This window comes from Aphanothece stagnina RSMan2012 (assembly GCF_046764815.1).
Lineage (GTDB): Bacteria > Cyanobacteriota > Cyanobacteriia > PCC-6307 > Cyanobiaceae > NIES-981.
In genome coordinates this window covers 44874-71525 of the sequence record NZ_JBKOUC010000004.1, presented here as the reverse complement: position 1 = coordinate 71525, position 26652 = coordinate 44874, and the positions used below count along the sequence as shown (strand labels likewise).

Annotated in this window: 34 protein-coding genes; 22 read left to right on the top strand and 12 right to left on the bottom strand. The window is 66.2% G+C overall.

What is annotated here, in order from left to right; all coding sequences use genetic code 11:
• The first annotated feature begins 40 nt into the window (after window positions 1–40).
• The gene (locus ACLNEE_RS04005) at window positions 41–1060 is read left to right on the top strand and encodes a DUF2806 domain-containing protein (RefSeq protein ID WP_411424262.1); all 1020 of its coding nucleotides are present in this window, start codon (window positions 41–43) and stop codon (window positions 1058–1060) included.
• A gap of 108 nt (window positions 1061–1168) precedes the next feature.
• On the top strand, window positions 1169–1978 hold the full coding sequence (locus tag ACLNEE_RS04000) for an HNH endonuclease (protein WP_411424263.1): 810 nt from the start codon (window positions 1169–1171) through the stop codon (window positions 1976–1978).
• Between the two features lie 96 nt (window positions 1979–2074).
• Here ACLNEE_RS04000 and ACLNEE_RS03995 read toward each other — a convergent pair whose 3' ends face one another.
• From ACLNEE_RS03995 to ACLNEE_RS03985, 3 genes are read right to left on the bottom strand one after another with little or no spacing between them, the layout of a single operon-like run.
• Window positions 2075–3076: an HIT domain-containing protein gene (locus tag ACLNEE_RS03995; RefSeq protein ID WP_411424264.1), complete on the bottom strand. Its 1002-nt coding sequence runs from the start codon at window positions 3074–3076 to the stop codon at window positions 2075–2077.
• Between the two features lie 11 nt (window positions 3077–3087).
• Window positions 3088–3486, bottom strand: coding sequence for a HEPN domain-containing protein (locus ACLNEE_RS03990; RefSeq protein WP_411424265.1), 399 nt, complete (start codon window positions 3484–3486; stop codon window positions 3088–3090).
• The gene (locus ACLNEE_RS03985; protein ID WP_411424266.1) at window positions 3473–3820 is read right to left on the bottom strand and encodes a nucleotidyltransferase domain-containing protein; all 348 of its coding nucleotides are present in this window, start codon (window positions 3818–3820) and stop codon (window positions 3473–3475) included. The genes ACLNEE_RS03990 and ACLNEE_RS03985 overlap by 14 nt, the downstream gene beginning before the upstream one ends.
• Window positions 3821–4085: 265 nt before the next feature.
• Between ACLNEE_RS03985 and ACLNEE_RS03980 the strand changes: the two genes are divergently transcribed.
• From ACLNEE_RS03980 to ACLNEE_RS03960, 5 genes are all read left to right on the top strand, one after another.
• Window positions 4086–4310, top strand: a complete 225-nt coding sequence (locus ACLNEE_RS03980; RefSeq protein WP_412006802.1) for a 2-oxoisovalerate dehydrogenase — start codon at window positions 4086–4088, stop codon at window positions 4308–4310.
• Window positions 4307–4552 (top strand): type II toxin-antitoxin system HicA family toxin, encoded by a 246-nt coding sequence (locus tag ACLNEE_RS03975; RefSeq protein ID WP_411424268.1) that lies wholly within the window; start codon window positions 4307–4309, stop codon window positions 4550–4552. Before ACLNEE_RS03980 ends, ACLNEE_RS03975 begins: the two co-directional genes overlap by 4 nt.
• A gap of 342 nt (window positions 4553–4894) precedes the next feature.
• Entirely contained in the window at window positions 4895–5164 is a 270-nt protein-coding gene (locus ACLNEE_RS03970; protein WP_412006801.1) for a BrnT family toxin, read from the top strand.
• A gap of 338 nt (window positions 5165–5502) precedes the next feature.
• Window positions 5503–5895, top strand: coding sequence for an AbrB/MazE/SpoVT family DNA-binding domain-containing protein (locus ACLNEE_RS03965; RefSeq protein WP_411424271.1), 393 nt, complete (start codon window positions 5503–5505; stop codon window positions 5893–5895).
• Window positions 5892–6308: a type II toxin-antitoxin system VapC family toxin gene (locus tag ACLNEE_RS03960; protein ID WP_411424272.1), complete on the top strand. Its 417-nt coding sequence runs from the start codon at window positions 5892–5894 to the stop codon at window positions 6306–6308. Before ACLNEE_RS03965 ends, ACLNEE_RS03960 begins: the two co-directional genes overlap by 4 nt.
• A gap of 139 nt (window positions 6309–6447) precedes the next feature.
• Here the strand turns inward: ACLNEE_RS03960 and ACLNEE_RS03955 are convergent, their stop codons facing one another.
• Complete coding sequence (locus ACLNEE_RS03955; protein WP_411424273.1) at window positions 6448–6693, bottom strand: hypothetical protein; 246 nt, start codon at window positions 6691–6693, stop codon at window positions 6448–6450.
• Here ACLNEE_RS03955 and dcd point away from each other — a divergent pair.
• On the top strand, window positions 6692–7216 hold the full coding sequence (dcd, locus tag ACLNEE_RS03950; RefSeq protein ID WP_411424274.1) for a dCTP deaminase: 525 nt from the start codon (window positions 6692–6694) through the stop codon (window positions 7214–7216). The two genes, ACLNEE_RS03955 and dcd, sit on opposite strands and share 2 nt — an antisense overlap.
• A 28-nt stretch (window positions 7217–7244) precedes the next feature.
• Here dcd and ACLNEE_RS03945 read toward each other — a convergent pair whose 3' ends face one another.
• Both ACLNEE_RS03945 and ACLNEE_RS03940 read right to left on the bottom strand, forming a co-directional pair.
• Window positions 7245–7901, bottom strand: coding sequence for a L,D-transpeptidase (locus ACLNEE_RS03945; RefSeq protein ID WP_411424275.1), 657 nt, complete (start codon window positions 7899–7901; stop codon window positions 7245–7247).
• A 44-nt stretch (window positions 7902–7945) separates the two neighbouring features.
• Window positions 7946–9295, bottom strand: coding sequence for a DUF2252 domain-containing protein (locus ACLNEE_RS03940; protein ID WP_412006800.1), 1350 nt, complete (start codon window positions 9293–9295; stop codon window positions 7946–7948).
• 411 nt (window positions 9296–9706) lie between these two features.
• Here ACLNEE_RS03940 and ACLNEE_RS03935 point away from each other — a divergent pair, with 411 nt between their 5' ends.
• The gene (locus tag ACLNEE_RS03935; protein ID WP_412006799.1) at window positions 9707–9850 is read left to right on the top strand and encodes a hypothetical protein; all 144 of its coding nucleotides are present in this window, start codon (window positions 9707–9709) and stop codon (window positions 9848–9850) included.
• Window positions 9851–9852: 2 nt separating this feature from the next.
• The gene (locus ACLNEE_RS03930) at window positions 9853–10137 is read left to right on the top strand and encodes a hypothetical protein (protein WP_412006798.1); all 285 of its coding nucleotides are present in this window, start codon (window positions 9853–9855) and stop codon (window positions 10135–10137) included.
• 121 nt (window positions 10138–10258) lie between these two features.
• On the opposite strand, the gene ACLNEE_RS03925 is transcribed toward ACLNEE_RS03930, so the two are convergent.
• Window positions 10259–11530: a serpin family protein gene (locus tag ACLNEE_RS03925; protein WP_411421500.1), complete on the bottom strand. Its 1272-nt coding sequence runs from the start codon at window positions 11528–11530 to the stop codon at window positions 10259–10261.
• 173 nt (window positions 11531–11703) lie between these two features.
• Between ACLNEE_RS03925 and ACLNEE_RS03920 the strand changes: the two genes are divergently transcribed.
• A complete protein-coding gene (locus ACLNEE_RS03920) occupies window positions 11704–12378 on the top strand; it encodes a LuxR C-terminal-related transcriptional regulator (RefSeq protein WP_412006797.1) in 675 nt (224 codons plus the stop codon).
• A 67-nt stretch (window positions 12379–12445) separates the two neighbouring features.
• On the top strand, window positions 12446–13990 hold the full coding sequence (locus tag ACLNEE_RS03915; protein ID WP_411421502.1) for a sensor histidine kinase: 1545 nt from the start codon (window positions 12446–12448) through the stop codon (window positions 13988–13990).
• Here ACLNEE_RS03915 and ACLNEE_RS03910 read toward each other — a convergent pair.
• Window positions 13975–14511: a hypothetical protein gene (locus ACLNEE_RS03910; protein ID WP_411421503.1), complete on the bottom strand. Its 537-nt coding sequence runs from the start codon at window positions 14509–14511 to the stop codon at window positions 13975–13977. The genes ACLNEE_RS03915 and ACLNEE_RS03910 overlap by 16 nt on opposite strands.
• A 164-nt stretch (window positions 14512–14675) precedes the next feature.
• Between ACLNEE_RS03910 and ACLNEE_RS03905 the strand changes: the two genes are divergently transcribed.
• Complete coding sequence (locus ACLNEE_RS03905; protein WP_411421504.1) at window positions 14676–15290, top strand: hypothetical protein; 615 nt, start codon at window positions 14676–14678, stop codon at window positions 15288–15290.
• 76 nt (window positions 15291–15366) lie between these two features.
• The gene (locus ACLNEE_RS03900; protein ID WP_412006796.1) at window positions 15367–17295 is read left to right on the top strand and encodes a hypothetical protein; all 1929 of its coding nucleotides are present in this window, start codon (window positions 15367–15369) and stop codon (window positions 17293–17295) included.
• Between the two features lies 1 nt (window position 17296).
• Here ACLNEE_RS03900 and ACLNEE_RS03895 read toward each other — a convergent pair whose 3' ends face one another.
• Window positions 17297–17554: a hypothetical protein gene (locus tag ACLNEE_RS03895; protein WP_411421507.1), complete on the bottom strand. Its 258-nt coding sequence runs from the start codon at window positions 17552–17554 to the stop codon at window positions 17297–17299.
• Between the two features lie 87 nt (window positions 17555–17641).
• On the opposite strand from ACLNEE_RS03895, the gene ACLNEE_RS03890 reads away from it, so the two are divergent.
• A complete protein-coding gene (locus tag ACLNEE_RS03890; RefSeq protein ID WP_411421625.1) occupies window positions 17642–19099 on the top strand; it encodes a glycosyl hydrolase family 57 in 1458 nt (485 codons plus the stop codon).
• Between the two features lie 50 nt (window positions 19100–19149).
• Here ACLNEE_RS03890 and ACLNEE_RS03885 read toward each other — a convergent pair whose 3' ends face one another.
• Window positions 19150–20064 (bottom strand): hypothetical protein, encoded by a 915-nt coding sequence (locus tag ACLNEE_RS03885; RefSeq protein WP_411421508.1) that lies wholly within the window; start codon window positions 20062–20064, stop codon window positions 19150–19152.
• Window positions 20065–20237: 173 nt separating this feature from the next.
• On the opposite strand from ACLNEE_RS03885, the gene ACLNEE_RS03880 reads away from it, so the two are divergent.
• From ACLNEE_RS03880 to ACLNEE_RS03870, 3 genes are read left to right on the top strand one after another with little or no spacing between them, the layout of a single operon-like run.
• A complete protein-coding gene (locus ACLNEE_RS03880) occupies window positions 20238–20915 on the top strand; it encodes a hypothetical protein (protein ID WP_411421509.1) in 678 nt (225 codons plus the stop codon).
• Window positions 20916–20920: 5 nt separating this feature from the next.
• A complete protein-coding gene (locus ACLNEE_RS03875; RefSeq protein ID WP_411421510.1) occupies window positions 20921–22282 on the top strand; it encodes a serine hydrolase domain-containing protein in 1362 nt (453 codons plus the stop codon).
• 2 nt (window positions 22283–22284) lie between these two features.
• Window positions 22285–22812 carry an ureidoglycolate lyase gene (locus ACLNEE_RS03870; protein WP_412006795.1) on the top strand — a complete coding sequence of 176 codons (528 nt, stop codon included), beginning with the start codon at window positions 22285–22287 and terminating at the stop codon, window positions 22810–22812.
• A 9-nt stretch (window positions 22813–22821) separates the two neighbouring features.
• On the opposite strand, the gene ACLNEE_RS03865 is transcribed toward ACLNEE_RS03870, so the two are convergent.
• The gene (locus ACLNEE_RS03865; RefSeq protein ID WP_411421511.1) at window positions 22822–23292 is read right to left on the bottom strand and encodes a lysozyme inhibitor LprI family protein; all 471 of its coding nucleotides are present in this window, start codon (window positions 23290–23292) and stop codon (window positions 22822–22824) included.
• Between the two features lie 207 nt (window positions 23293–23499).
• Between ACLNEE_RS03865 and ACLNEE_RS03860 the strand changes: the two genes are divergently transcribed.
• The gene (locus tag ACLNEE_RS03860) at window positions 23500–23727 is read left to right on the top strand and encodes a hypothetical protein (RefSeq protein WP_411421512.1); all 228 of its coding nucleotides are present in this window, start codon (window positions 23500–23502) and stop codon (window positions 23725–23727) included.
• A gap of 39 nt (window positions 23728–23766) precedes the next feature.
• Here ACLNEE_RS03860 and ACLNEE_RS03855 read toward each other — a convergent pair whose 3' ends face one another.
• On the bottom strand, window positions 23767–24450 hold the full coding sequence (locus tag ACLNEE_RS03855; protein WP_412006794.1) for a GAF domain-containing protein: 684 nt from the start codon (window positions 24448–24450) through the stop codon (window positions 23767–23769).
• A gap of 196 nt (window positions 24451–24646) precedes the next feature.
• Here ACLNEE_RS03855 and ACLNEE_RS03850 point away from each other — a divergent pair, with 196 nt between their 5' ends.
• The 3 genes from ACLNEE_RS03850 (at window position 24647) to ACLNEE_RS03840 (ending at window position 26642) form a co-directional block, all read left to right on the top strand.
• Entirely contained in the window at window positions 24647–24907 is a 261-nt protein-coding gene (locus ACLNEE_RS03850; protein ID WP_411421514.1) for a hypothetical protein, read from the top strand.
• Window positions 24908–24971: 64 nt separating this feature from the next.
• Window positions 24972–26144 (top strand): transporter substrate-binding domain-containing protein, encoded by a 1173-nt coding sequence (locus tag ACLNEE_RS03845; RefSeq protein ID WP_412006793.1) that lies wholly within the window; start codon window positions 24972–24974, stop codon window positions 26142–26144.
• Between the two features lie 108 nt (window positions 26145–26252).
• On the top strand, window positions 26253–26642 hold the full coding sequence (locus tag ACLNEE_RS03840) for a DUF6632 domain-containing protein (protein WP_411421516.1): 390 nt from the start codon (window positions 26253–26255) through the stop codon (window positions 26640–26642).
• Window positions 26643–26652 lie beyond the last annotated feature (10 nt).

Sequence of the window (26652 nt, the reverse complement as noted above, 5' to 3'; positions counted from 1 at the left end):
TTGGCGTTAGACTCCCTCACCGAAGCACCGTTTTCTTTGCATGGAAATTAAAGACCTCGCAGGACTCAGCGAACCCTTGACTCGCCTCATCGAGGTTATATCGCAGGGGGTGGGCGAGGTCTCGCGACCGTACCTAGTCAGGAAGAATGCAGATGCAAAAGCATATGAGATTCGTGCAATCGCAGGCGCCTTGAAAGAAGTCGCCGAGCGACATCAACTTCCAGCGGTATTCAAGGATGGCGAAATAGAGATGTGGCAGCGAACCGAAGATAGAACCCTATCGCTAGAGGCTCCTGATTACGAGATCCGCTCTGCGCGCCGGCTTGGTTACCAGCAGCGCAAGCGCCAAGATAACGTAGAGAGAATCACGGCGGTAGCCGCAGCTGAACTATCGCAGCAGACAGAGGTAGCAGATGAACGACCAGACGATGATTGGATCAATCGATTCTTTCGCGCTGCCGAAGACGTTTCATCGGAGCAAATGCAAGAACTTTGGGGAAGGATTCTGTCAGGCGAGGTTATCAAGCCTGGAAGCTACTCACTCAAGACCCTTGAGTTCATGAGGAATATCACTAAGTCTGACGCTGACTTAATTGTGGAGATGGCGAAGTTGGCTGTCTTTTACAGTGGCACCGCCATCCTTCCCACTCCCGCTAAAGAATGGCTCCGAACAGAGAGGAAAATTTTCCCTGGCCACCATTTCGCGGCTGGAGAACTTGGTATCATGTATCCAACCGATCTGAACTACAGGGTCTTTCTAGAGCCAGAGATGACCCAAGCAGTCTTTCTATCTGGCGGCTTTGTCTTGATTGTTGACAGGGGGTCAGTCACAGGCCACATTGAATTACCCGTATGGAAGTTCACGCGTATTGGACAGGAAGTCTTGCAGCTAATTCCGGTTGATGGAGACGAACCACATTTAACCCAGATTGGTGAGTTCTTTGCTGCCCGCAACGCTCCCGCCAAAACCGCTCAAGTTATCGAGCGACTCTCTAATGGAGCCGTCCGCTTTCAAAATGCGAAGGATATTCGACTTCCCGTTGAGAGTGCTCCCGATTAGAATGTCTAACATTGCCATTCACCAGAGCCGCCTCCAGGAGTTACTTGTTCCAGCCTGAGACCATTGCGGCCTGGTGATGGCAAGCGTTAGATGCACTAAAGTAGAGCCATGAATACATACCTACTTGCCTGGAATCCGCTGAAGTACCCTTGGGGCTCGCTTGACGATGAATTAAACCAAGTAAGACAGGATGGCTCGTCTTGGGTGCGATGGAGCGTAGCGAATAATCGCAGCATTCAGCCCGGCGATCGTTTATTCCTTATCAGGCTGGGGAAGGATCCACGTGGAATCGTTGGTTCTGGTTGGGCGAAGACTGCGCCCTACGAAGCCGCGCATTGGGATCTAGATCGTGCAGCCGTTGGGGAAGTGACGAACTACGTCGACATGGCCTTCGATTCCCTCTTTGAGGCGCCTCGGTTGCCGATGTCGATGCTTCAATCACCTCCATTGAATGGCTATAAGAACTGGAGCACGCAGATGTCAGGTGTCCAAATTCCATCACTATTGGCAGTCGAACTCGAAGGTTTCTGGGCTGAGGTTGTCGGCGCTCGGGGTATTGGCTTCCCTGAAGAGACGGCCACAGAAGCCGAGTATCCAGAGGGTGCTGCCAGCAAGGTCTACGTCAACAAGTACGAGCGCAATCCTGCAGCACGTGAAGCATGCTTACAGCATTATGGACGGGCCTGTTGCGTGTGCGGAATGAGTTTCGGAGATCGTTATGGCTCTATCGCGGCATCATTCATTCAGGTTCACCATGTTCGGCAACTGTCGGAAATCAAGGTCGAGTATAAAGTAGACCCAATTAAGGATCTCAGGCCGATCTGTCCAAATTGCCATGCAGTCGTACATCTCAAGAAGCCGGCACTGAGCATCGAGCAGGCCCGCAACTTACTTGAAGATGTCAAATCTGGCATCTAACACGCCCCTCGATTGGACAGCCTGCCACCGATGTCTTGTTTAAGATCAAGGGACTTGAATGCTACTCAGGGGCAGCGTTGAGCGCTGGGTTCGCTGTCAATACCTCTGTCGTTGAGGAATCACCCCCCGCACCCCTCCCCGCGGCTGCTCACAATCCCCTCCCCGCCTCGGAATCAGATGCAAGTGCGCATGAAACACCGTCTGCCCGGCAGCTTCGCCTGAGTTCAGCCCAACGTTCCAGCCGCTGATCGAAGAGTCTTCCGCGATGAGCTGCTCCCGCCGCTGCTGCAGCAGTGCCACCACGGCGTTCCACTCCGGCTGGTGCAGCGCCATCCCATCCGCCACATGCCTCCGCGGGATCACCAGGCTGTGGCCCTCGCTCACCGGGTAGGCGTCGGCGATGCAGAGCGCCAGCTCGTTCTCCAGCAGCACCCGCCCGCTCTCCTCCAGTGCGCAGAAGACACAGCCTTCCTCGCGGTGGCCGTAGCTGGCCTGGACGCCGCGGAAATCGGTGCTGTCTGTGTCGCGCTTGCCGGCGTTGCAGCGGAAGCAGAGCGCCTGCAGGTTGCTGATGTCATCCGAGCCGCCCTGGTTTTTCGGCACGATGTGGTCCACCTCCAGGGCCCGTTGGTGCTCATGGGCGCCGCAGCATTCGCAGCGGCCCCGGGCGCGGGTGAGCACCCGGTATTTCACCGAGCCGCTGACTGGGGTTCGAGTTCGTGAGCGGTGTGCAAACACCTCCTCGCCGCGCTGCTCGCGGAAGGCATCGAGGCGCTGGCGGCACAGCTGCTGCAGCGCGTCGCGCTCGGTGTCGCTCAGCTCGTCGCCCCCGATCAGGCTGTAGGCGCCGTTGCCGTAGTGCGTGATGCCGTTGCCGGTGAGCACGCGGCCCACCATCCGTTTCACCCGTTCCGTGTAGTAGTCGATCTGGGTCACGTCCTCCCCCAGGATCCGCCGGGCGATGTCCTGCGCCGGGGCCGGGCTGTGGCGGCCCAGCAGTTCCATGAGCATCAGCGGTTGGTAGATGTGGCTCATGCGCATGCGCTTGGCGATGTAGTCGCGGAGGCGCTCGTAGGTGGGGGAGGGGTTTGGGGGCATGGGAGACCCCATCAAGGGTCACTGTCAGAACCTGGCAGGATCAGTGCGTTGACACGCGCCAGCAGCGCATTCACCTGTCGGTTGTAGTGCGCTCGATCCAGCCCCAGAGGGGTGGGATCAGCGTCATAGCGGAACTGCACGGCGTAGACGGTGACCCGAGCCAGCGGCTCCAGATCTGCCGTGCTCACACCGGCTGCGGCGAGAAGCAGCACCAGACGACGCAGATCATGGGTGAGCGGCGGATCGACTTCCAGATGCAGCAGCCAGGCTTTCAACGCCTTCTCCACGGCCTGCTGAAGCCAGAACCCCCAGGCACCCTCCCGGAATACCGCTGGATCACTGCTGGCCTCAGCCGTTTCCAGGTCGGCTGCGGCGATCTTCACCAGGCCTTCCGGTTCAGAGAGCACCATCCAGCACCCGCCCCTCCCGGTAGGCCCTGCCGATCACGTGACTGCGCCAGTGGCGGCGCTCCACGCACTCCTTCTGGGAATAGAGCAACAGATCAAGGGACACATCCGCCTGGGCCAGCTCGTCCCAGAGCTGGTTGAGCACCTCGAAGCGTTGGTGGCCCTCAAGCCAGGCATCCGGTGCGGTGATCAGCAGGTCGATGTCCGATTCCGGCCCCGCTGTGCCACGCGCCCGGGAGCCGAACAAGCGCACTTCGGCGCCTGGGATCCTTTGCCGGATCACAGCCGCCATCCGCTGGAGGCGCTGGTCGATCGGTAGCGCGGCGGCGCTGGTCATGCCGCCATTCTGGGCAGGGTCTTATCGAGCTGGTAGGGAGGGGAATCCTGGCTGGGGGTGTGATGGGTCATGGGTTGATCCTTGCGGCTCCCGTACGCATCTGCCAGGGTCGTCTTTGGGCGGCCCGTCAGGCTGGCGCCCCTGCTGGGATCCCTTCTGGTGCGGGCGCGTGGCGGCTGCAGTCAACACGGCTCTGGGTGCTGGTGTGCCGCCCCAGTCCCTCTGCCCAGACAGGGGCAGCATCCCGCCCGCCACTGCCAGACTGGTGCCGCTGGAGGGCGTCATGCAGGAAATCCTTTTCGTGGTCGAGGAAGCGGAGGATGGGTCCTACCGGGCCAGCGCAGCCGGTGCCGCGATCCACACCGAGGCCGACACTCTCGAGGAGCTCCACCGGGAGATCCGCGACGCCGTCGTCTGCCACTTCGATCCCGGCCAGGCGCCACCCCTGATCCGCCTCCATCACGTGAGGCAGGAACTGCTGGCCCTGTGAGGATTCCGCGGGACGTCAACGGCCAGCTCCTTGCTGAGCGCCTGCAGCGCCATGGTTACGCGGTGACCCGACAAACAGGCAGTCACATGCGGCTGACCCGAGATGCCGCCGGCCAGCAGCAGCACCTCACGATTCCGGCCCACAAGCCGCTGAGGGTTGGCACCTTGCGGCAGATCCTCAAGGACGTGGCCGGTCTGGTGGGCTGCTCAATCGAGGAGCTGATCGGCAGCCTGGATCTTTGAGGGCTGGGGGCAGTGCGGCCGATCTTTTGGATGAGCACGCGGCCCACCATCCGTTTCCCAGGATCCGCCGGGCGATGTCCTGCGCCGGGGCCGGGCTGGCTGTTCCCTGGCAAACCCATGGCCCAGCAGTTCCATGAGCATCAGCGGTTGGTCGATGGGTCTCATGCGCATCCGCTCGGCGATGGTGTGCCGGAGGCGCTCGTAGGTGGAGGAGGGTATGGGGCCATCCTCGCTGGGGTGTGACGGGGGGTGGCACTTGTGGGTCGAGGCTCGGTTCTGCGTTGCTCATGACCAGCCCCCTTGGGGAGCCCGCCCTGGCCTCCTGCCCATGGCTGCAACACGGTGATCGGCTTTGATCCCCTCAAGCGCCTCCGCACCCTCGAGCAGCGAGGCCTCGACTTTCTTGATGCTGAACGTGTGTTTGCGGGGCGTACCGTTGAGTTTGAGGACCTCAGGCGCGACTATGGTGAGATCCGGACCGTCTGCCTCGGGCTGCTGGAGGGCCGCATGGTCGTGATCATCTACACCCAGCGTCCCATTTATCGCCATATCATTTCGATGCGCAAGGCCAATGCAAGAGAGCAACTTCGTTTTCGTCGCCACTTCACCTGAAGATCCGATCCGTTCGGATCTTCAGTATGTGGATGCGCATGTGATTCAACCTGAGGAATATGCCGAGATCCCCGAGATCACCGACGCGGATCTGGCCCGTGCCGTGATCAAGCCGCCCCGCAGACTTGAAAAGCCTCAGTAGGTTCTTTTCATCGAGTCCCACAGGGTCTGCACCAACTCCAGACGCTGTGCCAGGGCATTATCAGCAGGTCATTCACCACATCCCATCTGACAGAGCCGGAATGCAGTGGGAATCAGACTGGAAGGGGCCTTGAGTTACCTGAGATCACCGGCTCCGAGCTGGTTCCTGGGGATGATCGGGCCAACTCCTCACCCCGTTGCTCGCGGAACCCGTCCAGCCGCTGGCGGCACAGCTGCAGCGGCGCGTCACGCCCATCGCCGTAGCGGGTGATGCCGTTGCCGCTGAGCACCAAGCCCACCATCCACGCCAGCTAGTATTACCAGGTAATACCAGCGCAGGACCGGCTGTGGACGCCTCCAGCTCCAGCTCAGTCACCAGCAAAGGGCAGGTCACCATTCCCAAGGCCCTGCGCCAGCAGCTGGGCCTGGCCAGGGGCAGTCGCGTCAGCTTCCAGCTGGTGGGTGACCACATCGAAGTGCGGCCCTGCAAGCCCCGGCAACCGGTGAGCACCAGCGGCTTTGGCCTGCTCAAGAGTCAACGCCCGCCGGTACCGGTCGACTTCGATCCGGCCAGCCTCCTGCATCCATGATCGGGCTCGATACCAATGTGCTGGCTCGCTATTTCGTCGAAGAAGCTCAAGCCGATGCCGCCACGCAGCGTCAGCGAGAAGCAGCGCGCCAGTTGATCGAATCCGGCCAGAAGCTGTTCCTGCCCAAGTCCGTGGCTCTGGAACTGGAGTGGCTGCTGCGTGGTTACTACGGCTTCCCGGTGCAGCAGGTGCTGCAGGTGTTCGAACAGCTGCTGCATCACGCAGACCTGCAGATCGAAGATCGCCCAGCCCTGGAGCAGGCCGTGGCTGGGTTGGCGTCTGGACTGGATTTCGCTGACGCCCTGCATCACGCCAGCTGCCGCGGCTGCGAAGCCATCGCCTCCTTCGACGATCGGGGTTTCGCCCGGCGCATCCGTCAGCTCAACCTGCCGCCGCGCGTCGTGGTGCCATAGCCGTATGGGGGGATGTCTGTCGCCAGAGCCTTGGGTCGCGGCCTCAATGCAGAACGGCAAGCACCGGATCAGGGCTCGGCGGGTGCCGCGGTAGCCCGCGAGGTCAGCCTCAGGGTTGATGTGGATGCGGCGGGGCTGTTCAGCCCGCCCCACCGGAGCCGAGCGAGCGCAGGATGGCCCAGAGGCTGCCGCCGGCTTCGGGACGCGCCATATCCCGATTGGCAAACCACATCGCGCCCGCCAGGCCGTTGAGCGCCAGCACCCCCAGCCACACCCTCCATCCTTCCGGCAGCTTCATGGCGTTGCTTGTGGCGAAGGCGTCCATCATCCCCGGCGCACCCACCGCCTGAGACAATCCAGCTCCGCCCATCCCAGGTACCACCATGGCCGTGCTCGGGAGAGAGGCGATTCTGGAGGCGATCGCGCAGGGCGCCATCACGGTCACGCCCTTCGATCCCGAGCGGCTGGGCCCCGCCTCGCTCGACCTCACCCTCGCCCCCACCTTCCGCGTGTTCCGCAAGGTGCATGCGGTGATCGAGGTGCGGGAGCACACCGATTACCGGCAGCTCACCGAGAAGATCGTGGTGCCCGAGGGCCAGCACATCCTGATCATGCCCGGCGAAACCGTGCTCGGCATCACCCAGGAGCGGCTGCGTCTGGGCCCCGGCCTCTGCGGCTGGCTGGAGGGCCGCAGCCGCTTCGCGCGCCTGGGCCTGATGGTCCACATCAGTGCCCCCTTCATGGGGCCGGGCATCGACAGCCAGCAGGTGCTGGAGATGAGCAACTTCGGCCCCGCTCCCTTGGCCGTGCATCCCGGTACAGCGATCTGCCAGTTCGTGTTCCAGCAGCTGCAGGGCAGCGAGAGCTATGCCGGCCGTTTCGCCGGCCAGACGGAACACTCCTTCTGAGCAGCCCTGCCTGCGCGCCGTGGTGCCGTCACGGGGTGCACGGCCCCTTGGCCCTGATCACCACCTCATCGCCCAGCTTCACGGTGCTGAGCAGCGTGCGCAGCACCGGCTCGGCCACGTTCACGCAGCCGCCGGTCACCTGCTGGCCGATGCGCTGGTCGTTGTTGCTGCCGTGGATGGCGAAGCTGTACCAGCGGAACTTGCCGTCGTAGGTGTTGAAGGCGAAGGGCTGTTTGACGCTGTCCACCGGGGCCAGGCTCACGTAGCCGAGGCCGTACTCGCCGGTTTCGCCATCGCCGCTGAAGTCGATCGCGTTCATGTCACGGAAGAGGGTGGCCTTGAGCTCGGCCTCCGATTTGCCCGACCGGGCAATCAGGGCCGGCTCCATCACGAAGCGGTCGTTGCTGAGGATCGCATTCACCTTGAACCGCCCCAGCGGCGTGTAGCCCTCCTCGAAGCGGCTGCCGGCGCAGGTGACGCCCTTCTTGCCGAAGCCCACCTTGAACACCGTGCGCTCCTCGCCGCGGGGCAGCACGCCGAAACTCAGGGAGGGGTCGCCCGGATCCAGCTCGATCTGGATGGGCCCGGTGATGGCGGCAGCCTCCTGCCGGGGCGCCTGGCTCTCCCCGCAGCTGGAGAGAGCCAGGCCGATCCCGACCAGGGCAGGCAAGAAGAAAGGGCGCATGGCGGGCCGGAAGCTCCGGGCCCATGATGCCGGCCCCCGCTGCCTCAGAGGTCCTCTTCCACCAGGGCCTCGAGGCGCCCCTGCTTCACCGCCTCCACCAGGGCGGCATGGTCGCGCTCCGTCTGGTCGGCATAGGCCACGGCAAAATCCGCCATGGCTTCGTCGAACGCGTCACCCTTGCCGAGATAGCCACTGATCGTGGCCGAATCTCCCGACCTGGCATGGGCCCGGGCCAGGCTCCAGCCGCAGTGAGCCGCGTAGCGGCTGAGTTCATCCGCCTCGAGACCTTCGATCGGCACGGAGAGCTTCATGTCACGCAGCTGGCGCACGAAGAACTCGTAGCCATGCCGTCCCCGCACCCAGCCCAGGAAGATGTCGCTCGACGACTGGATGAGCCGCTGCCCCATCACCACCCGCTGCCCCTGATTCTCGTAGGTGCAGGGCTGGGTGTAGGGCTCGAGAACCGAATGCCGGGCCTCCTTCACCTGCAGGATCAGGGGGTGATTCTCTTCCGAATAGAGCAGGGCCACATTGCAGCGGGTACCCACGCTGCCGATGCCCACCACCTTCATCGCATAGTCCACATACTGATAACGATCGAGCAGCACGCGGCGCTCGTGGGAGAGGCTCTCGCGGTAATCCTCCAGCCCTTCGAGAACCCGCTCCTCCATATCGGGTTCAGCCACGTGATAGAGCACCGGCGGCTGATCCACGAAGCGGGGCTGGCCGCCCACGATCGCGGCAATCTTGGGGAACACGTTCTCGGTGATGCGCTGGCGAGCCTTGGCGGCCAGCGCCTTGCGCCTGTCTCTGGCCTCCCCATCCGGCGCCGCCGCGATGATCTCCTCCATGTCCAGCCGTAAGTACCACACCTCCAGCGGACTCATGCGCGAGAACTTGCGCAGGTTCTCGCGGTACGAGCGCACACAGGCCATGGCGGCCTGCCTGGACTGCTTGTCAGGCAGATCGTTATCCCGCCCGGCCACCACGAAACTCGCGGCCAGCCGCTTGAGGTCCCATTCCCACGGGGCTGGATGGGTTTCATCGAAGTCGTTCAGATCGAAGACCAGATTGCGCTCGGGTGTGGCGAAGAGCCCGAAGTTGAGCAGATGGCAATCGCCGCAGGCCTGCACCTGCAGCCCGGTGCTGGGCGTGGTCGCCAGGTCGGCGGCCATCAGGGCGGCGGAACCGCGCAGGAACGTGAACGGACTGCGCAGCATCCGGCCGTAGCGGATGGGGATGAGGCTGCTCAGGCGGCCGGCATTGGAGTTCTCGAGGATGGCGATCGGATCGCGCCCTTCGGCCGCTGGGGCCCAGGCGCCATGGGCATCGCGCGGCAGGGAGGTCCGGAGCCTCTTGCCGTCGGCCACGCGTTCTTCACGGGAGCGAAACATGACGCTTGTCTCTGAGGCAGGGTGATCGAGGCAGACCACGGGCAGCACCGCCCATGGGCAGCACCGCCGCATCCCGGTTCTCCCTCCACCTCGTGGTAGCAACGGCGTCGGCCCTGGCTGGCTTGCCCCTCTGGTGCCTCGATCCCTCACCCCGCTTCACGCCATGGCTGCGCGACCCCCTCTCTGGACCGACCGCCACCAGGCCGGTCTGGCCCTGGCGTCCGCTTTCGCCGATCACCGGGGCCGCGCCCACGACACCACCCTGCTGGCGCTGCCGCGCGGGGGTGTGCCGGTGGCGGCGGCGATGGCCTCGCGCCTGGGCCTTCCCGTCGCCACCTGGTCAGTGCGCAAGGTCGCCGATCCGGCCTCGCCGGAGCTGGCGATCGGCGCGGTGGCCGCCGCTGGGGTGGTGTGTGGCGCAACGGGGAGGGAGCACGCCGCCGGGCCACCAGCGCCAACCTGCACGGCTGGCTGGCGGCGCAGGAGAAGGAACTGCGGCGCCGGCAACAGCTCTTGGGGATCCGCCGGCGGATCGGCTGCGGGGCCGGCATCTGATCGTGGTGGACGACGGCATCGCCACCGGCATGACCATGCAGGCGGCCCTGCTCTCCCTGCGCCGGCTGGAGCCGGCCTCGCTGGCCCTGGCGGTGCCGGTGGTGGATCGCCAGGTCGCCGCCGAGCTGAAGCCGCTGGTGGATCGTCTGGTGGCCCTGGCCGCTGTGGACGATCTCCGGGCCGTGGGCCTGTGGTACGAGCACTTCGACCAGCTCAGGGACGAGCAGGTGCTGGCCCTGCTCAACCAGGACCCCCCGGCAGGGGAGCAGGCGTCTGTCGATCGCTGAGGCCGCGGCAGGTTTCCTGCGCCGATGCGATCGGATGCGTTGGCTGACCCTTCTGGCCTCTCACGCCACCGTGGGATCGCGGCGGCGGCTGGAGCAGGACTGAACGCGGTGGCACCCGCTCTCAGCGCGCTGCATCGGGCGGCGGTGCCATCAGCACCCCGTTGAACAGCAGCGTCTGGGAGGCCCGCGCCACGATCGCGAACACGAACGGCCGGTTCACCACGATCTGCCGGGTGGGAGACACCGGGCCGATTGAGGTTCTGCGGATCCCGCCGATCAGGGTGGTGGCGGCGGCCCGCACCCCGTTCTCGTTCAGCTCGATCCGGCTGTGGTGCCGCACGAGCCCCAGTTGGCTGGGCTGTGCCGACAGCCGATCCAGGTTGGCGCTGCTGTCAAACAGAGGAGCCAGCCCCAGATCGGCCGCGATGGGTGATCCAGTCACCATGCTCACTCCATCGCTGAAGCTGAAGCTGGGCAGCTGAACCATCAGCGGCTGCCGGGCACCGTTGCCGCTGAACACCCGCTGGGTGGTTTCGGGCAGGGCCGGAATCGCCGCTTCCAGCAACCATCGGTCGATGTGCTTCTGCTCTGCCGCGGGCACATGCACGAGGAAGGCATACTTCTCGCCTGCGAAGGGCAGCTGGAAGGCCACGCTGCCATCCTCCAGGTCCACAACCTGTGCTGAATACCTCGCGCTGCGAATCGATCGGGCGGCCTGGGGGCGGCCGTCGAGCGTCACGAAGCGGTAGGCCCCGCCCGGGGCCACCCTCTGCATCGCTGTTCCCCAGCCTCCTTCAAACAGCGCGGTGTTGAGGATCACCCAGCGGAGTTTCGCCAGGGTGGGGTCGTCGATGATCGAAGGGATCAGCCCGTTGGTCCGTTGCTCCGCCCAGCTGTTGATGGTCTGCGCGGCGCCGGCGGCCTCGAAGTCGATCAGCCGGTGGCTGGCGCCGTAGTGAGTCTGCGCCGCCAGCACGAACTCCCGCTTCAGCAGGAAGGGCTGGCTGCCGCTGGCGCCGTTCGTGGACCAGACCCCCTGGCTGAGGCGGAAGCTGCCGCCGGTTTCCCCGGCGGTCACTTCCGTGCTGAGCTGCTTCGCCAGTGGCCCGGCGATGTCGGCCACGCTGGCCTCCACCCCTTGATCGCTGAGCAGCTGTGAGCGCAGCAGGTTGCGCGAGGCACCATCGGCACCCAGGGCGAGCACGCTCAGCCCATAGAACAGCGAGGGCCCGGACACCATCGCGTTGGCCATGCCGTTGTGGCGCAGATGGGAGGCCAGCAGTCGCGCACCGATCTGATTGATCGAGGTGCGCTGCCGCAGGCGCAGGGCTTCATCAGCGCGAGCCGATGGGGCAGCGAGCAGAAGGCAGAGCAGCACGATGAACCGCTTCATCAGGGTTTTCTCGGATTTCGGTAGGGTGGTTGGCCTCACTCTTCGCGTTGGGCGAACATTCCGCCATGGGGTGTTCACCCCAACTGCCGCTGCACGGTGCACCGTGCAGCGTGCACACCACCTTCAGACCATCAATCCCCAGACCATCAATCTCCAGAACATCAACGGAACGGATGCTGAATCCCGAGCTGGCCGGATCGATTGTCTCGGTGATCATTGCCGATGATCACGCCATTATCCGTGATGCGATTCGTGATCTGCTGGTCAGTGGCACGGAGAGCCAGGAGGTTCAGTACAACGTGATCGCCACGGCGGAGAACGGGCTGGAGACCGTTGCGGCTGTGAAGAACCACCGGCCCGATCTTCTGGTTCTTGATGTCGCCATGCCCCTCGGCACCGGTGCCGAAATCATCCGCGATCTGCGGCAGTGGAGCCCGGGCACCCGCATCGCCGTGTTCACCGGGATCGCCGCTGCTGGCACCCTGGCGGGCCTTGTGGAGGCGGGGGCCGACGGCCTGTTCAGCAAGGCCAATCCTCCCAGCGCCATGGTGGCGAAGTTTCCACTTCTGCTGAGCGGCGGCCGCCATGTGGCGCCGGAGTTCACCGAGCTGATCCGGCTCGGCCAGCAGAGCGGCACCCTTACTGACCGGGAACGTCAGGTGCTGAACCGGCTCGTTGCCGGCAAGTCGAACAAGGAGATCGCCGCCGAGCTGTACATCAGCCCCAAGACGGTGGAGAAACACCGTGCCAGCGTGATGAGCAAGCTCGAGGCCCACTCGGTGGTGCAGTTGATGGCGCGGGCCCTCAGGGAAGGGCTGATCGACCCCGCCACCAACGCGTTGGGGTGAACACCCCATGGGCCCCGGGGTCTCAGCTCAGGAGAATGGTCTGGCCGTGATTCCGTCCGGAACGCGCATGGACACCTCCTGCAGCAAGCGCGCCAGAGTTCCGGCGGCCATCCTGCTGGGCGGTGGCGTGGCGGGCGTGATTCTGCTCGGCGCCGGTGCGGCCCAGGCCCTGACGCCGGGCCATGTGCCGGGGATCGCCGATGGCGTGTTCTACACCTTCCTGATCACCGCCATCGCCCTTTCCGCCGCCATCATCACGGCCTGCCAGCAGCTGCAGTGGCTGGTGTATGTGCTGTTTTCCCTGTTGTTACTGCTCAGCGTGGCGAGCATCGATGGCACCCTGGCCCACCTCCTCGGGGGCGGTGATTTCGTGCTCTGGGTGGTGCCATATCTGTGCGTGTCGCTTGCCACGGCCTTCGGCTATCTGGTGGTGGTTTTGCGCATCGAAGGCTCGCATCGTTTCACGCGGCTGCGGCCGGTCTTCGCCTGGCTGGCCCTGCTCACCGCCCTGCTGCCCCTCAGCAGTGCGCTGTGGTTGCGGCGGATCTCCCTGGTCACGATGTGGATGCCGCTGAATGTCCTGTTCCTGGTGATGCTGTTCGCGCAGGTGCTGCCGCCGCTCACCTGGTCGATCCGTGATCCCCGGCAGCGGCGGCTGACGCGGGCCTTCCCTGCGGTGGTGGGCGGTTTCGCCACGGCGGTGCAGCTGAGTCACTGGGGCGGTGCTGGGTGGCCCCAGCCGGTCTTCAACCAGCTGAACCGCTTCACCCTGCTCCTCTCGGCGGCGTTTTCCCTGGCGATCGTGATCTGGCAGGTGCTGGCCACCTCCCGGGAGAAGGCCCGCGCCGAGCGGCAGACCCTGCTGGCCGAGCGCAACGAGGCCCGGCTGAAGCTGGCCCTGGCCGAGGCGGAGGCGGACTACCAGGAGGCCGTGACCGTCGCTACGCGGCACCGCTCGAAACTGCAGACCGTGTCGCACGATCTCCGCCAGCCGGTGGCGGCCTTGCGGCACGCGGTGGATCAGCTGCAGCGGGCGGGCCATGACCAGGAGGCTGACAGGCTCTCACGGGCCGTGGACTACGTGGCCAGTCTGGCCAGGGCCTACACCCAGGATCCTGAAGCCGAGGCCATGGGCGATGGGGCTGCGCACCCCCCCGCCGGCGGGCCTGAGCTGGTGGCCAGTGAGATGTTCGCGCGCACCCTTGAGCAGATGTTCATGGCTCAGGCTGCCCAGCAGGGGGTGCGCCTGCGCATCGTCTGCCCGCCCAGCACCATTCGAGTGGAGCCGCTGGCCGCGATGCGGATCATGGCCAACCTGATCGCCAATGCCCTGGCCCATGCGGCGCCGTCACGCCTTCTGGTGGGTTTCATGCCCCGTGGCGACAGGGTGCTGTTCCGCGTGCACGACGACGGCGTGGGCATGGATCCGGACACCCTCGCCCGCGTGATGCAGCCCGGCTGCAAGGGCACGGCCTCAGAGGGCGAGGGCCTAGGGCTCGGCATCGTGCGGGCGTTGTGTCACGCCCAGGGCATGCCGTTTGAGCTGCGTTCCGTGCCCGGCAGGGGCACCTCGGCCTTCGTGGCGCTGCCGCGCCATCAGGGCGCCTCCTGAAACCGGGCCGCGCAGGCCCCATCGCCGTTGTTGCCCCTGCCGTTGCCCTTGCCCTGGTTGGCCATCTCGTCGGCCAGCACGGGCTGCTCCGTCTGCCAGCGTCCGGCCTGGCGCCGGGCCAGGATCCGGGCGGTGAACGGTGTGGCACCGCTCGGGCCGATGCCCGTGATGAAGCGGCCACACACCTCGAGCGTGTCGGGTCCTGCCCAGGAAGCGCCGATCAGCGCATACAGGCGCCAACCCTGATGCAGGGTGATGGCCCTGGCCATCTCCCGGGGACCGCTTGCCTCCTCCCCAGCCGGGAGCAGGTAGAGGCCACCGCTGCACGGATGGGTGCCCAGCACCATGCCGCCCTCCAGGATCTGCAGGGGCTGGGTGCGGCCGGGAGCCTCCAGCACGCAGCTGGCGATGGCTGGCGGGGCGGCATCGCTGCGGCTGTCCCCCGGTTCACCAGCCTTGGCTTGTTGGGGCAGGCCGAGCACCAGAACGATGAGTGCAAGCAACCCGGTTGTTCTGGCCATGGATGTAGCGGTGGATGGCACGATCTGCGCCCATTCTGTTCTGCCTGCATCGATCACGGCCTGGCATCAGCACAAATGGGGTGAACACCCCATTTCGCGGACAGCAGCACCGAATTTACGTTGTGCACATCGGTCAAAAAGCCGAGTCTTCACGCAGAACAACCATGGCCAACGCACTGAAAACTCCTCGCTTTCCAGCCTTCACAGTGGCTGCGACTTTCGCAGCCGTGGCCTCGCTCAGCAGCGTTTCCATTCCTGCCCAGGCTGCCCTGTTCAACACCTGCAAGAACGTTCGCATCACCATCCACAACAACACCAACCTGCCGATCGAGGCCCGCTATTTGCGTGTCTACGATCCCCACAGCGAAGACTGGGATACCGAACAGCTGACCAACAAGAAGATCATGCCGGGCTCCAGTTACACCTACAGGGAGAATCTCGCCGACGTTGGCGGCAAGGCCTTCACGCTGAAGCCCTACTACAAATCACTCCGCCAAACATCGTCTGGGGCGCAGTGGAGCTCCACGGTGGCTGGCAGCTCCCAGGACTTCTCGCGCTGTGACAACGCTGGTTCCTACGCGCTGACGATCGGCAACAGCGGGCCATCGCAGGGCCCGGGGGCGGACATGTTCCGCACCCGCAGGGAGGCACTCAGGCGTGCCCGTCAGATCAGGGGGTGCCGCGGAGAAGCTTTCTCCAGGCGGCTCGGCTTCATGAGTTTCTGGATGCCTTGCCGCAATCTCCAGGCCTACCAGACGGCCATGGCAGGCCGGGGTTGACGGGATGGAGCCGGATCAGATGAGGTTGGCAATGGGGGATCACGTGGCTAAGCATCAGGAAGTGCGCCCCGCCTGCATGTCCGAACTGCATGGACGGACCACGACGGCGCGGTCATGGGGAGGGCGCTGGCTGCCGCTGCTGCTGACGCCGCTGCTGTCGGCCCCGCTGGTTCTCCTGCCGGCTGCGGCGCAGGCCCAGGGGGTGGGGATTCCGGCCTTTCTGCCAAGCCGCACGGCGGTCCCCGCCACGGCTCCCATGCCGCTGGACGGGATCTGGAGGATCAGCAGCAACGGCAAGCGCATCCGCATCCAGGCCGGCCGCGCCTACGCCTTGGATGGCTGGAACCACATGGTCGTGCTGAACATCCAGCCCGGCATGGTGGTGATCCGCAACATCACGCCCACGGGTCCCGGGCTGTATCAAGGCGATGATCTGCCCCTGCTGGGTCGCTGGAACGCCCGGGTGGACACCCAGGGCAACCTGACCGTGACGGTGCAGGGCCAGATGCTCCCCGTGAGTTACACCCTCACCCCGGTGCAGCTCGACAACGACGCCTGGTTCGCCCAGGAGATGGCGCTGGCGCTGCCCGGCGCCCCTGACGAGCCTCCGATCTACGAACCCTCCCCCCCTCCCGGCGGAGGCGATGGCGATGACTGGGGGGAGATCCCCGAGCAGCCTGAGCTGCCAGACGAGCCCGACGGGCCCGGCGTGCCGGAGGGGCCCGATGAGCCCCCCATCGATGCGCCGGAAGGCGACGCAGGCGATTCCCTCCTGGAGAGCCTCGAGGCCACTGTGCGGCGCAACAACCCTCTGATCAGCACCCTCAAGGGCATCGGCACCTGCTTTGCCCGCTCGGCCAACCGCAACGCCCTGCTCACGGCCATCCGGGAGCGCGATTCGGCGGCGGCGGCCGATGTGGCGCAGCGCTGCATCACCGACGAGACACGGCGCTCCCTGCGGGCCATGCGGCTGGTGGCGGAAGACGGTTCAAGTTCGCCGCCCCAGTCGCTCAACGTGGGGCTGGGGGCCAGCGCCGGGGCGTTGCTCGGGGCCGGCTTCGATGGCGGCTTCGTGTTCGACCTCAACGGCTCCGACCCGCCGCGTCTCTATCTCAGCGGCATGTCGGGGGCAGGTGCCCAGGGATTCATCGGCGGCGATGTGATCGCAGGAGTGAATGTGGATCCCTCCAGCCCGGGCCTCTCGCAATACAGCGCCTTCATGGTGTCAGGCGACATCGGCGTGGGGGCCGGAGCTGCGCTCGTCACCGAGCGCTGGCGGGCCCTGCGCGACCGGGTGGGTCGCCCCAAGGGGTTCCAGGTGAGTGTGGGGGCAGGGCTGGGGGCCAATCTGGGCTCGAAGTACAACATCCGCACCCGCATCTACAAGGAGTCGAGGCCCGCCTGCCGTGACATCACGGCGCGGCTGCGCAACGGCACCAGCCAGACCATCACCGTGCTGGATCTGGATTACTGGGATCCGGTGTCGAAGATCTGGCGCTCGGAGCCCACCATCAACAAGCAGCTCTCCCCTGGCGAGTCGTGGAGCAAGACCTCGACCCTGGAGAAGGTAAGCGGGAAGGACACCATGCTGCGGGTGAAATACAAACTCACCGGCCTGCTCAAGCCCACCACCTACTACTCACCCAGCTTCGGCAGCGGCCCCTGCACCGACAACAAGGTGTTCAGCCACACCCTCACGGCCCGCAATCCCGAAACGCGTTCCGATTGCCGCATCAACCTGAGCGTGCGCAACGACACGGGCCGCAAGATCCGCATTGTGGATCTTGACTACTGGGATGCCCTCTCGCAGAAGTGGCGCTCGAAGATCACCCCGGATCGAAGCCTGGCCGCAGGAGCCACATGGACCATGAGCCCAACCCTGAGCAAGATGGGCAACGCTGACACGAAGCTGAGGGTGGAGTACTGGGCCGGCCTGTCACGGCGGAGCCAGATCTTGCCGATCAGCCGCTGCAGTAACAGAGGCTATTCGTTTGTGCTCCGCTAGATCAGAAGATTCCGAGCTCTTTCTTCTTGCAGTAGCCCGCCCCGATGTTCATCCAGCCCGAATCACAGGGCTTGCCGTCGGTGGGCTTCACCTCGTAGTAGATGGGTGAATTGCAGTGCTGCTTGAGGTCGTTCACGTAGCCCAGCGGACACTCGTCGTAGCCGGGGAGTTTGGGAATCCGCTTCTGCGCCACGGCGGCGCCCGGGATCACCACAGGCGCCAGAAGGGTGGTGGCCAGAATCAGATGGACCGTTCGCACCAGGTGAGCCGTCAGCTGGCCAGACTCTAGAAGGGGTCTCCACGGTTGTCAGGACAAGCCCTCCGGCGCCGCCCGACACCCCCAACCATGAGCCAGCAAGCCCTGCCACCGATCGCCGGCCGCGAAGCCGAGCTCCTCGTCCTGGTGCAGCCGCCAGGTGCGGTGGCGTTGCCCCGCACCAACCTGAAGCTGGAGTCGATCCGCTCGGGCTTCGCCTGCGCGCTGCACATGCACCAGCCCACGATTCCGGCCGGCGCAGGCGGAGAGCTGATCTCCCACCTGCAGTACATGCTCGAGCACCCGGGCGAGGGGGACAACCACAACGCCGAACCGTTCGCCCACTGCTACCGGCGCCTGGCTGAGATCCTGCCGCAGCTGATCGCCGAGGGTTGCAACCCCCGGATCATGCTGGATTACTCCGGCAATCTGCTCTGGGGTGTCGAGCAGATGGGCCGCGCCGACATCCTCGAGGCGCTGCGCTGCCTGGCCACCGATCCCAGCCTGCAGCCCCATGTGGAGTGGCTGGGCACGTTCTGGAGCCACGCCGTGGCGCCCTCCACGCCTATCCCCGATCTGAAGCTGCAGATCCAGGCCTGGCAGCACCATTTCGCCGCCCTGTTCGGCACCGAGGCCCTGCAGCGGGTGAAGGGGTTCTCGCTGCCGGAGATGGCCCTGCCCAACCATCCCGACACGCTCTTCGCCCTGGTGCAAGCCCTGCGGGAGTGCGGCTACCGCTGGCTGCTGGTGCAGGAGCACAGCGTGGAGAACCGCGACGGCTCGGCCCTGCGCCAGGAGCAGCTGTTCATCCCCAACCGCCTGGTGGCGCGCAGTTCCAGCGGCGAGGAGGTGGCCATCACGGCCCTGATCAAGACCCAGGGCTCGGACACCAAGCTGGTGGGCCAGATGCAGCCCTACTACCAGGCCCTGGGGCTGGAGCGACAGCTGCTGGGCGGCATCGCCATTCCGCCGTTGGTGTCGCAGATCGCCGACGGTGAAAACGGTGGCGTGATGATGAACGAGTTCCCGCCGGCGTTCCTTCAGGCCCATCAGCGGATCGCCCGTGAGGGAGCCGGCGATGGGGCCACGGTGGCGATCAACGGCACCGAATATCTCGACCTGCTGGACGCCGCCGGTGTGCCGGGCGACGCCTTCCCCACGATCCAGGCGGTGGGGCAGCACAGGCTGTGGCAACAGGTGGGCGTTGCACCCACCCCGGCGGCGGTGGAGGCGGCCATCGCCAAGCTCCAGGCCAATGATCCCTCCTTCTCCATGGCCGGTGCCTCCTGGACCAACGACCTCAGCTGGGTGGAGGGCTACGCCAACGTGCTCGAGCCGATGCAGCAGCTCAGCGCCCGCTTCCATCAGACGTTCGACCCCCTGGTGGCCCAGGATCCCGCCATCACGCAGAGCCCGGCCTACCAGGAGGCCCTGCTGCATCTGCTGCTGCTGGAAACCAGCTGCTTCCGCTACTGGGGGCAGGGCATCTGGACCGACTACGCCCGCGAGATTCACCGGCGCGGGGTCGCCGCCCTCGCCTTGCCCTGACCGGCTTGGCGAGAGCAGCCAGCGAGCAGCCTGGAGGGCCCTGGACTCCTTCAGACCCCAGCGGCGGTGAACGAGGCGATGCCGCTGTTGTCGACCGTGAGGACGCCGGTGGCATAGGGGAACCGCCCGCCGTTGATCCCTTCCAGGGCCTCGAAACCGCGCAACGGCAGATAGGTCGAAGCGGTGCTGATCCGGTTTGGCGTCACTGTGTAAACCCCTTGAGGTAACACGATGGTATCGATGCCTCGATTGCCGCTGAGAATTCCATCTCCAAAGTCATCGTAGATGGGCGGCGCAGCCGCGAAGCCAATGAAGCGATCATCGCCTTCGCCAAGATTCAACTCAAAGCCGGCATCATTCTCGAAAAGATCAAGGCCACCTCCTGATGCATCCACGACGTCGGTTCCTGCTCCCATATTTACATCCGACCAGTCGTACAATTGCATCACTCCTAGAACGCTCAGCTCATCGTCGCCCGCGCCCATCTCCAGCCGCAAAAGGTCGGTGCTGAGATCCTCTTCGATCACAAAACGATCATCGCCTGTTCCGGTTGACACGAAGGCTCCGAACAAGGCGGCGCTCTTAGCGGTAATCACATCATTGCCAGCGCCAGTGTGGCAGCTGGTGCTCTCTCCCATGAACAGGCGCCCTTCTGGGACGCTGATCGTGTCATTACCGAGCCCCATCTGAATGGTCCCTTGATAGGCGGAATTAATCTCTCTGTACCTGAGCTCCAGGCCCTTCCGGCCCGTGATCAGATCCCGGCCCGCCCCCGTATGGATTGGACCGTAAGAGCGAATGAAGGATCGGCTGCGGATCTGATCATGTCCTTCGCGAAGCCTGATCGAACCCTTGATGCCGATCCAGATGGCAGGCTTGTCCGTACTTCCCCGGACGAAGTCATCGCCGCGGCTGCCCAGCAGCTGATCGTTCAGATTCTCATCCAGGATGAAGACCTTGCCCATGGTCGGGGTGCCTCCTCTTCGGTGTATTCAGCCTGATGAGGCGGCAGGGTTGTCGGAGAGTCGCTTGAGCAATCTTCACTGTCTCAGGTCAAATGAACGGGGAAGAAAACGAGCTAGAACACTCAGGCAAGCCCTGAGGCAGTTGCGTGATGCAGCGATCGACTCTGCAATGGATGTCCAGGACCTCCTTCGCGGTGGTTGTCGGGATTGGCCTGGCGGCCTGCGGCACCGGTGCCGGGGGGCCTGCCTCGCCCTCCGCCTCGGGGGATTCGACGTCGGGGGCCTCGGCCATCCCCGCCCGCCTGGCGCCGTTCGGCGATGGCTACCCCAAGGCGGGCGATCCCTGCCGGCGCCTCGGGGAAACCGCGGCGACGGCGAATTACCTCGACGACAGCGCTGTGCTGGTCGGCTGTGCCGAGGCCAGGGCCGCGGCCGCCCTGGGCGGGCGGGTCGTGGCCACGGTCGATGGCATCACGCTGGTGTCGATCCCCCAGGGGGATGCCAACGGCGCGGCTGCCAATGGAGGCGATGCCCTGGTGCCGGGCACCGACTACAACGCCACCGCCCCTGTGGCCTGTGGCTTCGACGGCGGCGAACCCACCGGCACCTGCCAGGCCGGGGTGAAGCGCCGTTGGGGCGAGGACGGAACCGCCCTGGTGGAGATCACCAAGCCCGACGGCCGCAAGCGGGCGATCTTCTTCCGGGGCACCACCGCCTATGGCGCCGACAGCGCCCAGGCGGACGGTTCCGCCGGGTGGTCCTTCGCGGTGTCACGCCGCGACGATCAGAGCGTGATCCGCTACGGCCCGGAGAGCTACGTGATCATCGATGCTCTGGTGGTGGGCGGCTGATCGCCATGCCCGGCGCGAATGGGCTGGCGGCACTCTGGAAGCAGCCGCGAGATCCTTCGGTGAGCACCCCATCTCCTGTCGCCGCCCTGCTGGCCGCTGCTGCGCTGGTTCAGCCGGGTGCCGCGGACGGGCGCCCCTGGACGGCGGCCTCCTCCGATCCGCGCACCCTCGGCTGGATGCAGGGGGCGCCGCCGCCGGCCGAGCGGGTGATCGTCTTCGGCGATCCGCAGGCCTTCACTTTTCCCCGGCTGCGCTGGAGCGTGTGCCACACCGACCAGCTGATGCCCACCCGGGCGGTGAGCCGCGGGCTCACTCCGGTGCGGCCCCTGCCCCGCCGTGAACGCACCGACCTCGACGCCGTGCGCTTCCAGCCCTGGGGCGCCAGCCAGCCGATGACCTGGGGCCAGGCCTTCGACGCCAACTTCACCGACGGGGTGGTGGTGCTGCACGGGGGTGCGGTGGTGTATGAGCGCTATGCCGGCTGCCTCGGGCCCACGGGCCGCCACGCCGCCATGTCGCTCACCAAGTCGCTGGTGGGGCTGCTCGGCGAGATGCTGGTGGCGGAGGGCGTCCTGCAGGCCGACGCCCCGGTGCGCGCCACCATTCCGGAGCTGGCCGGCAGCGCCTTCGGGGATGCCACCGTGCGGCAGGTGCTCGACATGACCACCGCCCTCGACTACTCCGAGGACTACGCCGATCCGGAGGCCGGCGTGTGGCAGCACGCCGCCGCCGGCAACGCCCTGCCCAAACCGTCCGATTACAGCGGCCCGCGCACCTACTTCGAATTCCTGCAGACGGTGCAGCGCAAGGGCGAGCAAGGCCGGGCCTTCGGCTACAGGACCGTGAACACCGACGTGCTCGGCTGGCTGATCAGCCGCGCCACCGGTCAGTCCCTCACCGAGGTGATGGCCGAGCGCCTCTGGAGCCGGCTTGGGGCTGACGCGGGCGCCTTCTTCAGCGTGGATTCGATCGGCACCCCCTTCGCCGGCGGCGGCTTCAACGCCTCCCTGCGGGACATGGCCCGCGTCGGCCAGCTGATGCTCGACGAGGGCCGCATCGGCGACGAGCAGGTGATCCCGGCTGCGGTGATCCGTGGCATCCGCGCCGGCGGCGAGCGGGCCGCCTTTGCCCGGGCCGGCTACCGGCAGCTGCAGGGCTGGAGCTACCGCGGCATGTGGTGGGTGAGCCACGATGCCAACGGCACCTATATGGCGCGGGGCGTGCACGGCCAGTCGCTCTGGATCGATCCGGCGGCCGGCGTGGTGATCGCCCGCTTCGCCTCCCATCCGGTGGCCGGCAACGCCGACAACGACGCCACCACCCTGCCGGCCTATCAGGCGATCAGCCGCCACCTCCAGGGGCGGTGACCATGGAGGCCAGCGCCGGGCGGCCCCAGGGCCTGATCGCCTCCACCCTCACGCCTGCGGCCTTCGCCCCGTTCGGGTTCGTGATCCAGCCCCAGCCCGATGACGCTCCCTGGTGCCCCGGCGATGCGGTGCTGCAGTTCGGCGGCGGACCGCCCCGCCTCTATCTGATGACGCTGCCGCCGCGGGGCCTCGGGTTCGCGGAACTCGCCCGCCACCGCCGGGTGAGCCAGGCGCTCGGTGCCATCGACGACCAGGCCTGGTTCCTGGTGGTGGCCCGGCCGGACCATCCTGCCGGGCGCCCCTTTGCCCCCGCCGCGGATCTGCACGCCTTCAGCATCCCGCCGCGCCGGCTGGTGGTGCTGCATCCGGGCACTTGGCATGCCGGACCGCTGTTCGCGGGGCCCGCCGAGCGGGTGTTCCTCAACCTCGAGTCCCGCACCACCAACCGCGACGACCGCACAGTCCTGGCGATCGGCGGCCGCCAGCGCTGCGTCGTGGACGGCGACCAGGAGGCACCGGGCGGCCACTGAGGGTCGCCCTCAGGGCTCGAGCTGTTTCAGCAGGGTCTCGGTGAGTTCGATCTCACAGGTGGTGGTGAAGATGCCGTAGCCGGTGCCCTGGAAGGCCATCGACTTGGCGTAGGCGCACACCTTGCGCCGTTCCTGCCGAAAGGCTTCGGCCTGCTGCTTCGGGTCCGCACTCGTGCGGTGGAAGGTCGTGAGGTTGTCGCGCCAGAGGGTCTGGAAGGTCTCGCTGGGCACGCCGGCGGCCTCGGTGGCGACCCCCGCCAGGGCCGTGTCCAGCGTGCGATCCAGAGCTTCGAGGGCCTGGATCAGGCAGCGTGTCGACTCCACCGTGCTCCGGGCCTGGCGGCAGGAGGACAGAGCCGGGGACTCCGCCGCACGGGCCACGCCCTGCAGCGGCAGCAGCGTGACCGCCAGCACGGCCAGCAGAACCGACAGCGGGCGGGCGTGGGTCATCGGGTCGTGGGTTTCGGGAGCAGCGATCATCAGCGATGATGAACCGCCCAATCTCCTGGGGACCCGATGGCGGGACTGATCAGGATCAGGCGCTGCGCGAGCTGGGGATGAAGTCTGAGAACGACAACGGGCGAGTCACCGCCCCGCGGTCGAGGGGGATGTCCCGCGCAGAGCACACGGCTACATTCCTGGTGGCCAGGCCCTCGGCTGCGCCTCCCGAAACCCATCGAAGACCGTATGAAGCGCCTCGTTCTCCTCGCCGTGGCGGCCGTCGCGTTCCAGGTGCCGGCGCTTGCCGACCAACCCAACATGAAGTCGGCGCTGATGAGCCTGAACCAGGCCAGGACCAGCCTGGAGAAGGCCGCCCATGACAAGGGGGGGCACCGGGTCAAGGCTCTCAAGGCGATTGACGAGGCGATTCGCGAAGTCGAGGCCGGCATCGACTACGACCGCCTGCACCCCTGATCCTGCACCCCTGATAACGGGCTTCGGCTGGAGGTCTGGTCAGGCCAGGGGCGCCACTTCCGGGAAATGCTTCGCCATGCAGGCCTCGCACACCCCGTGGGAGAACTCCACGTTGTCGTGGCTCTTGATGAACGCCTCCACGGTCCCCCAGTAGCCGTCGTCGTTGCGGATCCCCTTGCAGTAGGAGCAGATCGGAATCAGCTCCTCCATCACATCGATGCGCTCGAGGGCTCCGGCGAGTTGATCGGACACCCGTTTCAGTTCCAGTTGGAGCACCACCTGCCGGGCCAGCGCCTCGAGGGAGCGGAGCTGCAGGTCGCTGAGGTCACGGGGGCGGTGATCGATCACACAGAGGGTGCCGATCCGGGCCCCTTCCGGCGTGGTCAGCGGCACCCCCGCGTAGAACACGATGTGGGGCGGATGGCAGACCAGCGGGTTGTCGCGGAAGCGTTCGTCTTCGCGGGCATCCCGCACCACGAAGGTCTCCTCGCCGAGGATCGCGTGGGCGCAGAACGACACATCGCGGCTGGTTTCCCGCACGTCGACGCCCACCCTGGATTTGAACCACTGACGCTCCGCATCCACGAGGCTGATCAGGGCGATCGGCACGTCGCAGATCTGCGCGGCCAGCAGGGTGATGTCGTCGTACGACTGCTCCGCATCCGTATCGAGGATGTGGTAGCCCTTCAGCGCCTCCAGGCGGGCCTCTTCGCGGGGGGCCACATTCGGGCGCATGGGGGACAGGCCGGGATGCAAGGCCCGGGGCGCAAAGGCTGAAGCAAGGGCCACGTTGGGCCCCTTAAAACGTAGGGAGGACGCTCAGGTCCACTGGCGCGGGTTCACATCTCCTCATGCCATGCGGTGGCCCCGGCGAGGCGGGGCTGCCTAGGTTGAACAGCAGGTAATCCCTGCTGCGGCGATGACCGAATCCACTCCCGAAGCCCTTCCCGAAGGCACCCCCGCCGACACCCCGGCGAGCCCTGAGTTCGTGGCCTGGGCCCGCCACCACGACGAGGAGCACAGGGCCTACCGCCCCGAGCTGGCCGAGGTGAGCGAGCACCAGCACCCGGAAGGAACGGCCAACGCGGCGCACCAGGAACAGGTGTGGGCGGCCCGCCGCGACCATGAACACCGTCTGCACGACAGCGCGATCGAACAGATCCGCCACCACAACCCCTAGGCAGCTCATGGCCCGGGCTTCCCGCCTCCCCAGGAGCCTCCCGCTCCCGTGGGCGGCCTGGCGCGTGGGCGTGCTGCTGGACAGGGCTTTATGGGTCAGCTCGGCTGTTTGGGTCAGCCCAGCTGTTCCGCTGGGGTCAGGTGGGGGGCTGGCCGCTGCCGCTGCGCTGGAGCGGCTGGAGCCAGCCCCGCCGGTGTTGCGGGTGGGGATGGTGGACGGGGCGCCCCCCTGCAGCTACCGCGACGCCGGTGACTGGCGGGGACTTGCCATTGACCTGTGGAGCCGGATCGCCACCCGCGAGCGGCTGCCGTATGTGGTGTCGGCGTGGCCGTCGGTGCAGGCGATGCTCGAGGCCAGCCGCAACGGCGACCTGGACGTGGCCGTGGGCTGCATCAACGTGTCCCCCGAGCGGCTGGAGCGCTACCGCTTCAGCCTGCCCTTCCAGGAGGACGGCCTGGCGGTGATGGTGCTCCAGAGCCGGCTGGATCTGGGCCGCTCCTTCCTGCTGGCCCTGTTCACCCCCACCCTGCTGCAGCTGCTGGGTGGCTATCTGGCGGCGATCGCTCTGCTGGCCCTGCTCACCTGGCGGGTGGAGCACTACGACCAGAACCCCGACACCCTCAGCCAGGGGCGCCGGCGCAGCTTCAGCGCCCTGTTCCAGGTGCTCGCCACCGGGCCCGGCAGCAACACCCTGGTGGCCACCAGCCGTGGCCAGGGCATCGTGCTGCTGGCCTATCTGGTGCGGATCGTGTCGGCCTCGCTGCTGGTGGGTTACCTCACCGTGAACGTGGCCCGGCAGGTGCAGGGAGGGCCCAGCGCCAGGATCCGTTCCGAGGCCGATCTGCGCGGCCTGCGGGTGGGGGTGCGCGGCGGCACCGTGAGCGAGGCGCTGCTGCAGGAGCTCAACGCCGGCAGCAGCGCCCCGAAGGTGACGATCGTGCCCCTGGCCGGCATTCAGTCGGGGATGCCTCTGCTGGTGTCGGGCCGCCTCGATGCCCTGCTGGGCGACAACCTGCAGCTGCGCTATCTGCTGATCCACGCACCGCTGCAGGGCGCCCGGCCCACCCTGGCGCTGCAGGGGATCCGGCCCGAATCCCAGGCGTTCGTCTTCTCCCCCGGATTGCCGGAGGCCACGGCCGAGCGGATCGACAGGGCGATCAGTGCCCTCAAGCGCAACGGCGTGGTGGGCGCCCTGCGGCAGGAGGCCACCACGCCTGCCGTCAGCCCGAGCCCCTGAGGCCTGGGTGGGCCAGCTGGCGTGGCGCCGCCATGTGGCCATGGTGTCCGATCCTGCCTACACAGGGAGAGCCACGCGTTGCGCCGCTGTTGCAGCAGGCAGGACTCCATGGACATCCTCAACCCGGACAAGACCCTGCGGATCGCGCTGATCGCGGTGGGGATCGTGTACACCGTGGGGCTCTACCCGCTCACGCTGATCTGGCCCGACGGTTTCATGTGGATGCCGCGCCAGGCGGAATACGAGCAGATGATCCTCGCCACCTTCGCGGTGCTGGGGGTGTTCCTGCTGCTCGCCGCACGGGCACCGGCCGAGCACCGCAGCCTGATCGGCTTCGCTGGCTGGTCGAGCCTGGTGCACGGCCTGGTGATGCTGGTGCAGGCCCTGCGTGATCCGATGGAGCAGGCCAACTTCTTCGGCGATATCCCCGCCCTGATCGCTGTGGGCGCCGTGCTGCTGGTGCTCAACCGGCCGGCGGTGACGCCCGCGGCGGGCTAGCGCCAGCCGG